At 66.2% G+C, this 14,002-nt stretch carries 11 protein-coding genes; 10 read left to right on the top strand and 1 reads right to left on the bottom strand.

Annotated features, from left to right (window positions below; all coding sequences use genetic code 11):
• Positions 1 to 192: 192 nt before the first annotated feature.
• From ACQP10_RS24940 to ACQP10_RS24920, 5 genes are all read left to right on the top strand, one after another.
• Positions 193 to 972, top strand: a complete 780-nt coding sequence (locus ACQP10_RS24940) for a helix-turn-helix domain-containing protein (protein ID WP_433539807.1) — start codon at positions 193 to 195, stop codon at positions 970 to 972.
• Complete coding sequence (locus ACQP10_RS24935; protein ID WP_433539806.1) at positions 885 to 1,202, top strand: DUF397 domain-containing protein; 318 nt, start codon at positions 885 to 887, stop codon at positions 1,200 to 1,202. Before ACQP10_RS24940 ends, ACQP10_RS24935 begins: the two co-directional genes overlap by 88 nt.
• Before the next feature lie 310 nt (positions 1,203 to 1,512).
• Positions 1,513 to 2,601, top strand: a complete 1,089-nt coding sequence (locus tag ACQP10_RS24930) for a DUF262 domain-containing protein (RefSeq protein WP_433539805.1) — start codon at positions 1,513 to 1,515, stop codon at positions 2,599 to 2,601.
• Complete coding sequence (locus ACQP10_RS24925) at positions 2,594 to 3,706, top strand: AAA family ATPase (protein ID WP_433539804.1); 1,113 nt, start codon at positions 2,594 to 2,596, stop codon at positions 3,704 to 3,706. The genes ACQP10_RS24930 and ACQP10_RS24925 overlap by 8 nt, the downstream gene beginning before the upstream one ends.
• A 109-nt stretch (positions 3,707 to 3,815) precedes the next feature.
• Positions 3,816 to 4,649 carry a hypothetical protein gene (locus ACQP10_RS24920; protein ID WP_433539803.1) on the top strand — a complete coding sequence of 278 codons (834 nt, stop codon included), beginning with the start codon at positions 3,816 to 3,818 and terminating at the stop codon, positions 4,647 to 4,649.
• Between the two features lie 77 nt (positions 4,650 to 4,726).
• Here the strand turns inward: ACQP10_RS24920 and ACQP10_RS24915 are convergent, their stop codons facing one another.
• Positions 4,727 to 5,215 carry an ATP-binding protein gene (locus ACQP10_RS24915; protein ID WP_433539802.1) on the bottom strand — a complete coding sequence of 163 codons (489 nt, stop codon included), beginning with the start codon at positions 5,213 to 5,215 and terminating at the stop codon, positions 4,727 to 4,729.
• Positions 5,216 to 5,505: 290 nt separating this feature from the next.
• Between ACQP10_RS24915 and ACQP10_RS24910 the strand changes: the two genes are divergently transcribed.
• The 5 genes from ACQP10_RS24910 (at position 5,506) to ACQP10_RS24890 (ending at position 13,901) form a co-directional block, all read left to right on the top strand.
• The gene (locus tag ACQP10_RS24910) at positions 5,506 to 5,877 is read left to right on the top strand and encodes a hypothetical protein (protein WP_433539801.1); all 372 of its coding nucleotides are present in this window, start codon (positions 5,506 to 5,508) and stop codon (positions 5,875 to 5,877) included.
• Between the two features lie 210 nt (positions 5,878 to 6,087).
• On the top strand, positions 6,088 to 8,112 hold the full coding sequence (locus tag ACQP10_RS24905) for an alpha/beta hydrolase (protein ID WP_433539800.1): 2,025 nt from the start codon (positions 6,088 to 6,090) through the stop codon (positions 8,110 to 8,112).
• Complete coding sequence (locus tag ACQP10_RS24900; RefSeq protein ID WP_433539799.1) at positions 8,113 to 8,619, top strand: hypothetical protein; 507 nt, start codon at positions 8,113 to 8,115, stop codon at positions 8,617 to 8,619. It begins immediately after the preceding gene.
• Positions 8,620 to 8,848: 229 nt separating this feature from the next.
• Complete coding sequence (locus ACQP10_RS24895) at positions 8,849 to 12,115, top strand: type I restriction endonuclease subunit R (RefSeq protein ID WP_433539798.1); 3,267 nt, start codon at positions 8,849 to 8,851, stop codon at positions 12,113 to 12,115.
• Between the two features lie 202 nt (positions 12,116 to 12,317).
• Positions 12,318 to 13,901, top strand: coding sequence for a protein kinase domain-containing protein (locus ACQP10_RS24890; RefSeq protein ID WP_433539797.1), 1,584 nt, complete (start codon positions 12,318 to 12,320; stop codon positions 13,899 to 13,901).
• Positions 13,902 to 14,002: the final 101 nt, after the last annotated feature.

The raw sequence follows: 14,002 nt of genomic DNA, 5'->3' as shown, positions 1-14,002 counted from the left end.
AATACAGGGTTTGGTGTGCGCTGAAGTCCGGCAATTGCCGCATGTCCTGATGGTTCGCTCTGAACGCTCCGCCTTTCTCGGAATGAATATGTTCGGCACGCCGAATCTCAGTTACCTTTGGTGTTTGATCGGTTACGACCGGCGAGCGCTGGGTTGTCGGCGCTGTCCTTGAAGTCCGGCAAGGAGGGCGAAATGGCCAACATCTATACCCCTCAGGCGATCTGGGGCCGGGAGCTTCGTCATTACCGCAAGGAGGCGGGCCTCACTCAGGGGCAGCTCGCTCAGAGGATCCACTTCAGCGAGTCGTTGATAAGCGGCGTGGAGACCGGCCAACTCCCCGCCAGTCCGGAGTTCGCCGAAACCTGCGACAAGGTCCTCAACACGGGCGGCGCCTTGCACCGCCTCCTCGACTGGCGGAAAGGCCAGACCTTCCCCTCCTGGTTCGGCCTCTGGCGCGAGAAGGAACAGGAAGCGATCACCCTCCGGACCTACCAACCTCTGGTGATCCCTGGCCTCCTCCAGACTGAGGCGTACGCACGAGTGATGCTCTTTGGAGATGAGACGAACGTAGAGACTCGCCTGAACCGCCAAGCGGTCCTCGTCCGTAAGGACCCGAAGCCTCCGAGCTTCCGATGCGTGATCGATGAAGGAGTCCTCTACCGCCCGATCGGAAACCCCGGGGTCATGAGGGAACAGCTGGAGCACTTGGTCGCGATGATCTCTTCTCGCCTTTCCATCCAGGTGGTTCCTCACGGAATGCACTCGGGCTTGATGGGCGGCTTCGTAATCGCGAAGCTGGCAGGAGGAAGCGACGTACTGTATGCGGAGACCGCCATACGAGGCATCACCACGAGCGATCCGGTGGATGTCGCAGCGGCGGCCGAATGTTTCGAGGTCATGAGGACCGAGGCGCTTCCGCTTGGTATGTCCATCGATCTGATCAAGAGAGCGGTAGAGGAAAAATGGACCTGAGTAATGCGAAGTGGATCAAGTCAAGCTTCTCCGGTAGCAATGGCGGGGACTGCGTTGAAGTGGCGGAGTTGACGAGGGTCGGCGATGGCCCCGGTCACAAGGACGGGCACCCCGATCTGATCGCCGTACGCGACTCCAAGGACCCCGACGGCCCTAAGCTGTTCTTCACCCCCGCCGAGTGGGACGCCTTCCTCAACGGCGCCAAGGCCGGCGAGTTCGACCGCCACTGACCCGCTCTGCCCCTACCGACTCACCGGCCGCCGAGGTGTCCCCTCGGCTGCCGGTGAGTCTCACGGCTTCGCCGCCGAACGGGATCTCCGTACCGCTACGCTCGTCAACCTCCTGGATCGCGGAGTTCCCCGAACGGGTGATCGGCCTATGGGCTGAGATAGATCGTCTGCCCGAGATCGGGTGGCTACGCTGGATCCGCGCATCGACCGGAGCGTTGGACCACGAACCTCGGGAAGCCCTTAGATGAGATCCGCACAGGACGACGTTCTGTTCGAGTACGACTCGGCAGGAGCGAGCACGGGTGTCGAATTGGAGGTCATCGAGGCGATCGATGAGCCGTTCGATCCGGAGCTGATCGATGTGGTGACCAGAAACCCCACCGTGGATCTCCTCCTGTCACGCATTAAAACGGGCATGATCGATCTGGCGCCCGACTTCCAGCGCAAGGCCGGGATCTGGAATGAGAAACACCAGAGCCGCCTGATCGAGTCTCTGCTGCTCAGGATCCCGCTCCCCACGCTCTACGCCTCCGAGGACGAGGACGATGTGTGGACGATCGTGGACGGCATCCAGCGCCTCACCGCGATACGGCGATTCGTCGACCCCTCGGGCGTCGGCAGGGAGCGGCTGTTTCTCCAAGGTCTGGAGTATCTCCAGGACTACGACGGGTGCGCCTTCGAAGACCTTCCCGGCCGCCTCCAGCTGCGGTTGCGGGAGACCGAACTGGTCGTCCACCTGATCCGCCGTGGCACCCCGGAGGCGGTGAAGTTCAACATCTTCGCCAGGATCAACACGGGTGGCCTGCCACTGTCCCGCCAGGAGTTGAGGCACGCTCTCATCCCGGGCCGCGCCCGCGAGCTTCTTGGGGAACTCGCTGAATTGGAGTCGTTCCTCCGGGCGACCGACAGGAGCGTCAACCCGGAACGCATGGCCGATCGGGAGATGGTCCTGCGGTTCATCGCGTTCCGGCTGACTTCTCTGGCCTCCTACGCGTACACCGATTTCGACCATTTCCTTCGCGAGTCCATGCGGACCATCAACAAGATGACGGAACAGGACATCCGGCATATCGCGCTGCAATTCATTCGCGCCATGGACGCTGCCCACCATATTTTCGGCCCTCACGCCTTCCGCAAGCGCTATCGTGACGTCGAGCGGAGGTTCCCGATCAACAAAGCCCTCTTCGAAACCGTTGCGGTGAACCTCGCGAAGCGGACCGACGAAGATCTGGCTCTGCTGATGTCCCGGCGTGACCTGGTCCAGGTCGGCCTCGTCGACCTGCTCACCGATTACCCCGATTTCGAACGGGCGATCTCACAGAGCACGGGAGATCACAGCAAGGTGCGTCTGCGGTTCGACGCGGTGAGGGATCTCTTCGATAGGGTGATCAATGATTGAGCGGCTCGACGTCGTCAATTTCAAGGCGTTCGCGCGTGCCAGTGTTCCGCTGGGTCGATTCACCCTGCTCTCCGGGCTGAACTCGGCCGGCAAGAGCACGGTCCTGCAAGCCCTGGCCCTACTCCGCCAATCCCACGCGGCCGGCCTGCTCGACGGCGGATCGGGGTCGGGGCTCCTGCTCAACGGAGAGCTGGTCGAGCTGGGCGCCGGGCGCGACGTTCTGCACGAGAACCATGTGGACACCGGGGGAGAAGGTCCGCAGATCACCCTGTCCGTAACCGAGAAGGGGACCGTGTCCTCATGGACCGCCCTGTACGGGCAGGAAAGTGACATCCTGCATCTTCGGGAAAAAGCGACGGACGACTCTCTCAGCCTGTTCAGACCTGGTTTCCAATATCTCAAGGCGGATCGGCTGGCTCCCTCCGTCACCTATCCCAGATCACACGAAATCGCAGTGCGGCGCGGATTTCTCGGTTGCCGAGGCGAACACACGGTCAACTTCCTCCGCCACAGGCAGGACGATCGTCTGACCTCCTCCTGCCTTCAGCATCCCGACGCGCTCTCCATGTCGCTCCTCGACCAGACCGACGCCTGGATGCGGGAGATCTGCCCGGGTGTCAATCTTCAGGCCGCCACCATCGAGGGCACGGACCTGGTCCGGCTCGGCTACCGCATCGATGTCGCCGGTCTGCCCACGGCGCTTTCCCATCGACCCACCAACGTCGGCTTCGGCCTCTCCTACGTCCTGCCGATCGTGGTGGCCTGCCTGTCGGCCACACCGGGAAGCGTGATCCTCCTGGAGAATCCTGAGGCCCACCTGCACCCTCGCGGTCAGACCGTGATGGCGACGCTCGCGGCCGCAGCAGTGGCCGCCGGTGCCCAGCTCATCGTGGAAAGCCACAGCGACCATGTCCTCAACGGTCTCAGGCTGGCCGTGAAACACGGGAAGCTCGACGGCGCGGCCGTCAGACTTCTCTATTTCCAGCGGGAGCACGATGGAGTGAATATCATCAATCCGGTCATAGGGTCGGACGGGATGATATCGGAGTGGCCGCCTGGATTCTTTGATGAATGGGAGAACTCGCTCGACCAGCTCCTAGGGTGACCAGTTCTGAGGAGAAAATCCCCCCGTGCCTATTCTGTTATGCTTCAATGAGCTTTCTTGTGCCTCTGCCGCACACGAACGTGACGCCGACGATGCCATGATCACTTTCGTGAAGCTGCTGCGGCAGTGCCGGGATCGGCGTCCGGAGGTCTCGCTGGTCTCCGCCGTACCCCTTACCGCGCTGAACCTCACGACCGAGTACTCGATGTCGCAGTGGATGGGGAAGCCGCGTCACCGGGATCTCCGGCTTTTCCTGCGAGCGCTGCAGAACAGAGCCCCCTTCGCCTCGGTGCTTCCCGACGGTGACGGCCACGTCGAGTATCAGCTCGACGGTGACCGCGCGGACGGCATCGGAACAGCCCATCTCCTCGACGCCTTGGCCGTCAGCCTTCCGCTGGAGAAACGCTGGGACAGCGAGTGGGTTCGTCCGATGAGGGCCGCCTTGGAGGAGACTGATGAGGGAGACCTCCAACTCCGCACCGAAGAGGTGGCGGTCAGGCACGCCTCCACCGCCGAGCACCTCACGGCTCACGAGGAATGGGTGGCCGCGACCGGGCTCACGGGCGTCCGGACCGCGGGAGAGCTCTGGAAGTCCCGTGCCGACTTCTTCCCCCACCTGAGTTTCCTCGCCAGGGTGGAGGATGACCTCAGAACACTCCGTCATCACTGGTTGACCCCGGTCAGGGATCTGCTGCTGGAGCTGGAGGTCGCGGTAAGCAGGTGGGACGTCGGGAAAGATCCTGAACCCGCCTGGCGCACCAAGATCACGCCCGAATCCGAGACGCGGAAACGCCTCTGCCGGTTCGTCGACCTGGACGGCACGACGAGGGTCTTCGACCTCCACGCTCGGATGACCCCGGGCGCGGGCCGACTGCATTTCCGGATCCGCAGAGAAGATGGCACCGCGGTGATCGCCTACATCGGCCCCAAGCTCAAGGGCTGAGCATCGTCCCCCTCAGTGCTGTTAGCCCCACGATCGCGTGACGGCGCCCTGAAGCCGGGGGCGAGGGGGACGGACGCTCACGGCCAGGCGAGGAGTTGGAACCAGACGGACTTGCCGTACGGGTTGAGGGTCCAGCCCCAGTTGTGGGAGAGGTCCTCGACGATGGACAGGCCGCGGCCGGAGGTCTCCAGGTCGGACGGCCTGCGCATCCGGGGGATCTCGACGCAGGAGTCGTAGACGTCCACGACCAGCAGCGCGCCCAGCTTGCCGACCGTGACCCGGATGACGTTGCGGGCGGGGGCGTCGGCTGTGCCGTACGCCATGGCGTTGGTGGCCAGCTCCGAGACGAGCAGTTCGGCGATCTCCGGGGCCTCCCCGGCCGCGTCCCAGTCGTCGGCCGTGTCGCGCACGAAGCGGCGGACGGACGCCACGCTCCGCTCCGCGCGGGTGATCCACCGCTCGCCGAGCAGGAAAAGGTCCGGGTTGGGCGTGTAGTGGTATCTGCTCAGCGTCGCGCACGCTTGGAGAGCCTCTTCCGCGCTCTCTTTCTTTAACTCGGAATGCATGCGTTCAGCGTGCCCGGACGCGGTCGTGGCGGGCACCCGAACGGTTGCGAGCGGCGAGCGTTGAGGTTCACGCCGCCGTCCTTGAAATCCGGCAAGAAGGGCATGGCGGCTGTCTGTTCGGGTTCCCGCTGATACTTTCCTCCGGCGGCTTGCCTCTGTGGCTCCTTTTCCGTGGAAGGGCGTCCGCAGGCCGTTCCATGTCCGCTTCGACATCCGGAGGTCCGGTGCCCGATCCGCACATTCCCGTAGAACCGTTGTCCCCGCCGGAGAGTGCGCCGGGAAGGAAGCGCATGCCGGTGGAGATAACGGCCTTGATAATGCTCATGTGGCTTCAGACGGGCCTCGGGGCAGTGATGACCTTCATCGCGTTCGTCTTCCTCGTGATGATGGGGCTGCCCAGTCTCGACGTCCTGCCCTGGTACATCTACCTGTTCCTGGTTCCCCTGCTGGTGCCGGGTCCGTTGTCGGTCCTCATCGCCATGCGGCGACGGGGGGCCCGGGTGGCGGCCGTCGTGATCGAGGGGCTCGCGGCTCTGGAGTACGGCGGCACCGCGTTCACGCTGTTCGGAGTGTTCAACATCGTCGTGGCGGGCGTAGCGCTTGCTCTTACCATCCTTTTCATCCTGTTTCGTAGCAAGAGAACCGGTTGGTTCGAGCGGTAGGAGACGCCAGGATCGGCCCGGCCCGTCACCAACGGGCCGGGCCGCCGCCTTTTCATGGCCTGTCTGATGGGGTTGGCTGAGTGCCGGGAATCTCGTCGTCTCCGACATTAAATCGCTTTTGTAGTGACCGTATAGCGGGAATGTCTGTTTCGGGAAACTTCAACGCCAGACCTTGATCCTGGATGACCTTGCGTGAGACTCTGACGCATTGTGGCGGCGAATGCGACTGCGGAGTTGGAAGCGGCGTTGTCGCGGATCACCCAGCTCGGCCGGAGCCATGCGGCGGCATTGGACTCGTCCGTGCAGTACATGGCGGCCAACGCCTGGGTCGGCGGGGGAGCGCCGGCGTTCGCCCAGGCGCTCGCGGCCCGCCGTACGGCGCTGCAGTCGGCCTTCCAGGACGCGGCCGAGGAGATGGCGCGGCGGATCAGACAGCTCGGCGGCCAGGCGCAGGTTCCCTCGTTCTCCACGTCGGTCGGCATGGCGGCGGCCCGGCCGTCCTCCTTCTCCGGGATGGACGTCGCCGCGATGGGCCGCCTGGTGGCCGACCTCCAGCGGGCCGGGTCGGAGCTGATCGGGGCCGGGCAGCGGCTCACCGCCGAACTGTCGGCGCTGTGCGTCACCTCGCCCTCCACGCGGCAGGTCGGTGACGCCGGCGTCTGGGCCGAGGAGCAGGTTCGCGACCTACGGCAGCGGCTGGCGGTGATCCAGCAGACCCACGACATCGGCACCGCCTCCCAGGCGACGGCCGCCTTCGGCCTGTTCGGCGGGCACGCGCCGGACGCCAACGGGGTGAACAAGCTGACCGCCGCCGCGGCCCGCGGGGACGCCATGGCGCTGAAGGCGCTGGCGGACCTGCAGAAGACCGGCAAGGACAAGACGCTCGCCGGACGGCTCAGTGTGTGGTGGCGGCAGCTCGGTCCACTGGCTCAGGGGCAGTTGATGAACGTCTCCCCGGGCTTGGTCGGCAGCCTGAACGGGCTCCCCGCCGTGGACCGGGACAAGGCCAACCGGGCGTATCTCGCCGCCCAGAAGTCCGCGATCCCGCCGGAGTTGCAGCGTCTCCGCGCCTCCTCGGCCGCGCTGGGGGCGGAGATGAAGAAGCTCAACGACCAGATGGCGGGCATCCGCGACTCCTACCAGAAGTACGGTCTCAGCCAGAGACTGGAGCAACTGCGCGACTCCTCGGAGCGGCTGAAGGAGTCGATCGGGGAGCAGGAGCTGAAGATGCGGCAGCTCGCCGCGGTGGAGAAGGGGATGGCGCGGGGAGGACAGAACGGCCGTGCTCCGGCCTTCTTGCTGCAGCTCGAGTTAGGAGGGCTCGGCAAGGCCATCGTTTCGTTCGGAGATCCGGACAAGGCGGATAACGTGGCCGTCTATGTCCCGGGAACGGACACCAAGCTTGAAGGGTTCGGAGGCGATGACTCCAGGCGTGTCGCTTCCACCTGGGACCAAGCCGATTTCTTCAAGCCGAACAAGAAGGTCGCTTCCATCGCCTGGCTTGGCTATGACGCTCCCCAGTGGGGGACTGCCGCGACCCTGGACGGCTCTCCCGCCTTCATAGGGGCGGCAGAAAAGGGAGCTCCGCTGCTGGTCGGCTTCGTCGATGGGCTTCATGCCACGCGTAAACTGGGTTCTGACGTGCGGCTTACTGTGCTGGGGCATAGCTACGGATCGACGACGGTCGGTACAGCGGCTCGGTTGCGTCCGAAAGCATTCGCGGAGCAGCTGATATTCGTGGGGAGCCCAGGTGTGGGTGTACCTAAAGCGAAATACCTCGCAGTCGACTCGGTGTGGGTAGGGGAAGCACCGAATGACCCGGTGAGCTATATAGGTTCCATTCCCACGCTGTTGATCCAGGAAGGGCCTGATGGGGTGAAGTTCTTCCCGAAGGAGACAGCTCCCCTTGGGGTTGACCCTGGGGATCCCGAGTTCGGTGCCAATAGATTCTATGTTCCCGACAGTGGAGACCCGGCCGTCACCGCAAAGGCTCACTCGCGATATTGGGATGATGACTCCATGGCGGCCAACACCGCGTCGCTCAAGAACATCGCTCATCTTGTCAATGGTCAGTATGACGCTCTCATTCCGTTCCCCAAATCGTCTGATGCACCGACGGCAACGCCGCTTCCTTCCCCTGCCGCCCCTGATCCGTTGCCACGTCCACTGAATGCCATGCCTCTTGGTAGGCCGTCACCTCATCCGCTTCCTTCACCTTCACCGGGCGGAGAGTAAATGCCACGCTTCATTGCAATACTTATTATTGCCGCCAGTATCATCGCCGGCTGCTCCGAGGGGGAAGTCTTGGACAAGCCTACGATAACCGAAGTCGAGGCGCTCGCCCGTGTTGAGCATCTCATCAAGGGGGCAGCTGCTGCGATCAAACCTGAGCCCAAGCTCGACCTCTATCGCCCCAGTCTTAACTCAAATGGCTGCCCCGACTCTGCTGGAGGGGATTCGGGGAATCGCATGATGGTGAGTCGTTCCTATTACCTGCGAGGTATCCCTCAAGAGCGATTGGCGGAAGCGGCCATGCAAGTCAAGCACTATTGGGAACGGCAAGGTCACTATATTGAAGGCGCTTCAGCGAACGGTCTGAACATTTCCGGGCGTTCCAGGCCCGATGGATTTCTGCTCTCTCTTGACGCCACTGACAGCGATAATGGAGTCGTCCTTGGCATAGGCGCTACGTCGCCTTGCGTGTGGCGCAACGGCACTCCCGAGCCCTCTTCCACCGGCTGACCCCCTGCCGTCCCGCCCCCGCCATCCCCCGAACAGCCTCAACCCTTCGAGGTATCTTCCGGTCGCCCTCTCCGGGCGGCCGCACCCCGCAGGTCCGCTTGGGGAGGAATGTTCGGAACGTTCCACCGATATCCCCCATCGCCCCGCGTCTTCTGTTTCAATTGTGGGCTCTGAAGTTTCCCGTCCGAGGAACCCGAGACCCCCGAGAACCTCAGAACCCAAAGGACCGGTGACCGTGCCCCCCGTGCACCACGAGAAGGTCTTCGAGGACGCCATCGAGTCGGCGCTGATCGACGCGGGCTGGCTGAAGGGCTCGAACGACTTCTACGACCACGCCCTCGGGCTGAACACGCAGGAGCTGCTCGACTTCGTACGGGCGACGCAGCCTAAGGAGTGGCGGCGGCTGGTCACCGCGCATGCCGGGGACGAGGCGGGAGCCGCGCGGCGGCTGGCCGAGCGGGTGGCCAAGGCGATCGACGACGAGGGCGCGCTGGAGGTGCTGCGGCACGGCGTCAAGGACCGAGGTGTCCTGTTCCGGCTGGCCTACTTCCGGCCCGCGCACACCGTCGCCGCCGACGCACTGGAACCGTACGGCAAGAACATCCTCAGCGTGGTCCGCCAGTTCCGCTACTCGGCGAAGACGACCGACGCCCTCGACCTTGCCCTGTTCGTCAACGGGATCCCGGTCGCCACGGCCGAGCTGAAGAATCCGCTCACCGGTCAGACCGTCGAGGACGCCAAGCGGCAGTACCGCGAGGACCGCGACCCCCGGGAGTTGCTGTTCGCCCGGCGGGCGCTCGTCCACTTCGCCGTGGACCCGGACCTGGTGTTCGTCACCACCCGGCTGGCGGGGGAGCGGACGCGCTTCCTGCCGTTCAACATGGGTACGGCCGGCCCCGGCAAGCCGGGTGGCGCGGGCAACCCCGATGCCCCCGGCGTCCTCGGCGCGGCCGACCTGGGTGATCCGTACGGCACGGGCACCCCGAACGATCTGGACGGCACGGATGACGGGAGCACCTACCGGACCGCTTACCTCTGGAAGCGGATCTGGCACCCTGACACCTGGCTCGACCTGCTCAGGCGATTCCTGCACGTCGACGACGAGGACGTCAGGAAGGGCAAGGGGCGCAAGCCGTCCCCGGGCAAGGCCCACCGGCTGCCGCTGATCTTCCCCCGGTTCCACCAGTGGCACGCCGTACAGACCCTGACCGGGCACGCCAGGCGGTACGGCGCCGGCCATAACTACCTCGTCCAGCACTCGGCGGGGTCGGGCAAGTCCAACACGATCGCCTGGCTCGCGCACGCGTTGTCCAGCCTGCACACCCCGGCCGCCCTCGCCGGGATCGACGAGACCGCCCTGGCCAAGGGGTACCAGCCGAACCAGCCGGTCTTCGACAAGGTCATCGTGATCACCGACCGGGTGGTGCTGGACCGCCAGCTCCAGGAGACGATCTACCAGTTCGAGCACACGCCGGGCGTCGTCCGGCGAATCGACCAGCACTCCGACCAGCTCGCCGAGGCGCTGCAGGGGGAGACCGCCAAGGTCGTCATCACCACCCTGCAGAAGTTCCCCCACGTCTTGCAGAAGATCGAAGGGCTGCGCGGCAGGCGGTTCGCGGTCATCGTGGACGAGGCGCACTCGTCACAGTCCGGCGAGGGGGCGGCGGCGCTCAAGCGGGTGCTGCTCAAGCTCGGCGGCGGCACGGCGCCCGGTCCGGCGTCCGGTGACACGCCCGGCGCCGCGCCTGGTGGCGCGGTCGGCACCGCGAGCACCGACGACATCGACGAGGACGGCGACCTGCTGACCGCGAGCGCCCTCGCCCGGGGCAGGCACGACAACCTGTCGTACTTCGCGTTCACCGCGACGCCGAAGGGCAAGACGCTGACCCTTTTCGGCGAGCCCGGTGAGGACGGCAAGCCGCGCGCCTTCCACACCTACTCCATGCGGCAGGCGATCGAGGAGGGCTTCATCCTCGACGTGCTGAAGAACTACGTCACCTACGCGACGTTCTGGCGGCTGGCCAGCACCGAGCCCGGCGACCGCGAGGTCGACCGGCGCAAGGGGCAGGCGCTGCTCACCCGGTTCGCCGAGCTGCACCCGACGAGCATGCAGCAGCGGGCGCAGATCATCGTCGAGCACTTCCGCAGGCACACCGCCGGGCGGATGGGCGGCCGGGCCAAGGCCATGGTGGTCACTCGCTCGCGCGAGCACGCCGTACGGCTCGGCCAGGCGATCCGCGACCACGTCGCCGCGAACGGCTACCCCGACTGCGGCACACTCATCGCCTTCTCCCAGACGCTGAAGGTCGACGGGGTGGAGTACACCGAGGCGCGCCTCAACGGCTTCAGTGAGCGGGAGCTGCCGGAGCGGTTCGGCTACTGCCGAGCCGACGACCCCTCGCCGGGCGCGTCCGAGAAGGCGGAGTACCGGATCCTGGTCGTCGCCGACAAGTACCAGACCGGGTTCGACCAGCCGCTGCTGACCACGATGTACGTCGACAAGAAGCTCGCCGGGGTGGCGGTGGTGCAGACGCTGTCGCGGTTGAACCGCACGCACCGGCTCAAGTCGCAGGGCGATGTGTTCGTGCTCGACTTCGCCAACGAGGCCGAGGAGATCCAGGAGGCGTTCCAGCCGTACTACGAGGGCAGCGCCACCGAGCGGATCGATCCCAACCTGCTGTACACCCGCGAGGCCGCCGTGCTCGGGCACGCTCTGCTGGTGGAGTCGGAGATGCAGGCCCTGGCCGAGGGCTACCTGCGGGCCGAGCGGACCTCGGCGACCCGGCGGGAGCTGGAGAAGGCGCACGCCGAGCTGTACCGGCTGACCGGGCCCGCGGTGCGGCGCTTCGTCGAACGGCAGCGCGAGGACGCCGAGAACGGCGGGGACGCGGCCGAGGAGTTCCGTGGCGACCTGCGCGGATACGTCCGCCTGTACGGTTTCCTGTCGCAGGTCGTGCCGTACGTCGACCCGGACCTGGAGCGGCTGTACCTGTTCGGCCGCTTCCTGCTGAACCGGCTGCCGCGCCGGGAGGACCCGGCGGTGGACATCGGCGAGATCGACCTCACCCACCTGAGGATCAGCCTGACCGGTGAGCACGACATCAGCCTCCCCGAGGCGGAGGAGGTGACGATCCCCGGCCCGGACGGCGGGGGAGGCGCGGCCCCCGAGCCGGAGACGGCCTCGTTGCGCGACCTGATCGCCGCGTTCAACGACAGGTACGGCCTGGGCCTGTCGGAGGCGGATCAGGTCTGGGTGGAGCAGCAGTTCCGCGAGGCGGCGGGCGCCGACGCGCTCCGGCAGGCCGCCCTCGTCAACGACGAGGCCAACTTCGGCGAGGTGTTCGCCGACCACCTGGAGAAGGTCGTCATCGACCGGCACACCGGCAACACCGGTCTGATGCAGCGCTTCTACGACGACTCGCTGTTCCGGTCGCGGATCACCGAGATCGGGCGGCGGCAGGTCTACCGGATGATCCGCGACAGCGAGGGACTGTGACGGCCGCTGCGCGCCTTCCCCGGAAAGGGGCGACTCTCTTCCCGGAGGAGTCGGATTTCCTCCCAAAGGGGACGGGTCTCTTCCCTCAGGGGGCGGAATTCCTCCCGGAGGAGGTGGCTCTTCTCCTGGAAGGGAGAGGTTTTCTTCGAGAAGGGATCGGGTTCTTCCCGCAGGAGACGGCTCTCTTCCCGAAGGGGACCGCGTGAACCGGGGAGACGTCGTCGGTGACCGGTACGAGCTGGCCGACTACCTCGGCCGCGGCGGTTATGGCGAGGTCTGGAAGGGCTTCGACCGGTCGCTGGACCGGCATGTCGCGGTCAAGTTCATCCGCACGGAGCGGTTCCCCACCCCGGAACTGCGTGAGGAGGCCGAGCGGCGATTCCGTCGTGAGGCCCGGGTCACTGCGCGGATCGGGCATCCCGGGGTGCCGGTCATCCATGACCTCGGCACCCATGACGGTGACCTCTACCTGGTGATGGAGCTCGTCGAGGGTTTCCGCGTCGACGACCTGATCGCCTGCCACCACCCGCTCCCGGTCGCCTGGGCGGCGGCGATCGCCGCTCAGATCTGTGCAGTCCTGACGGTCGCGCACGCCCGTTCGCTCATCCACCGGGACCTCAAGCCGACGAACCTGATCCTGTGTGCCGACGGCACGGTCAAGGTCCTCGACTTCGGCGTCGTCGCGATGCTGGGCTCGGCGGACATCACGCAGATCACTCAGGACGGGCAGAACGTCGGCACACCGCACTACATGTCGCCCGAGCTGGCTGTCACGGGCCTGGCCAGCCCGCGAAGCGATCTGTACGCACTGGGCTGCGTGCTGCACGAGCTGCTGACCGGGTCGCGGGTCTTCGAGTCGGCGTACACAGCCGCCGAGGTCGGCCGCCACTACACCGAGGCGCCCGCTCCCTTGCGATCGCTCCGCTCAGACGTGCCCGCCGAAATCGAACGGCTGGTCCTGGAGCTGCTGGCCAAGAGTGCCGCCGACCGGCCCGCGGACGCGGCGGAGGTGTACGGGAGGCTGCTGCCGTTCGTGACGGCCCCGCCGCCCCTGCCCGGCGTGACGGCCGCGCCGCTGTCGCCCGACCCGCTGCGGATGTACGCCGTCGTCGCCGAGCGTGTCGCCGAGACCGCGCTGACCGGCCCCAGTGTCCCGGTGCGAGACGCCGGACCCGGGCGGAGGCTCTCTGAGGCGGAGCTGCGGGCGGTGAACGAGCGCGCCGAGGAGCTTGCCCTCGAAGGACGGTTCAGCCAGGCGGTCGAGCTGCTCGAAGGCGCGCTCGCCGGGGCCGAAGGCGTCCTCCTCCCGGAGGACCCGGTGGTCTTCGCGCTGCGCATGCGGCTGGCCGGCTCGCGCTTCGCCGTCAGGGACTACCGGCGGGCGGCCGAGGACTACGACGACCTGCTGCCCCGGCTGTCGGAGCTGCTGGGAGCCGTCCACCCGGCGGTGCTGGGCTGCCGCCTCAACCGGGCGCTCTGCGCGGCGGCGCTCGGGCGGCACCGGGTCGCGCTCTCGCAGATGGACGGCCTGCTCCGCGACGCGCGGCCGGCGCTGGGAGATCGCGACGAGTTCATCCTGGAGCTGCGCAGGGAACTCGGCACGCTCCTCACCCGGCTGGGCGACTACGACCGTGCGCGCGCGGTCCTGCGGCCCCTGCTCGCCGACCTGGAAGCCGAAAGCGGCGTCGGCCACCTCGACACCCGCGACGTCCGAGACCTGCTGCGGTCCCTCGAACGTGTTTCGCCGGCCCGGCCGGTGACGGATGTGGAAGGCGGGTGGGCGTAAGGATCGAGGCCCACGAGCCACCCTGATATGCGCCGAAGCGAGAGCTGGAAGATGGATTTCCGGGGCGGCATCGATCGCTCCCTCGCTCCGCACTTGCTGCG

The sequence above is a fragment of the Streptosporangium sandarakinum genome (assembly GCF_050942225.1).
Taxonomy (GTDB): domain Bacteria; phylum Actinomycetota; class Actinomycetes; order Streptosporangiales; family Streptosporangiaceae; genus Streptosporangium; species Streptosporangium nondiastaticum.
The sequence above is the reverse complement of the archived record's forward strand: the minus strand, read 5'-3'. Positions and strand labels throughout refer to the sequence as shown.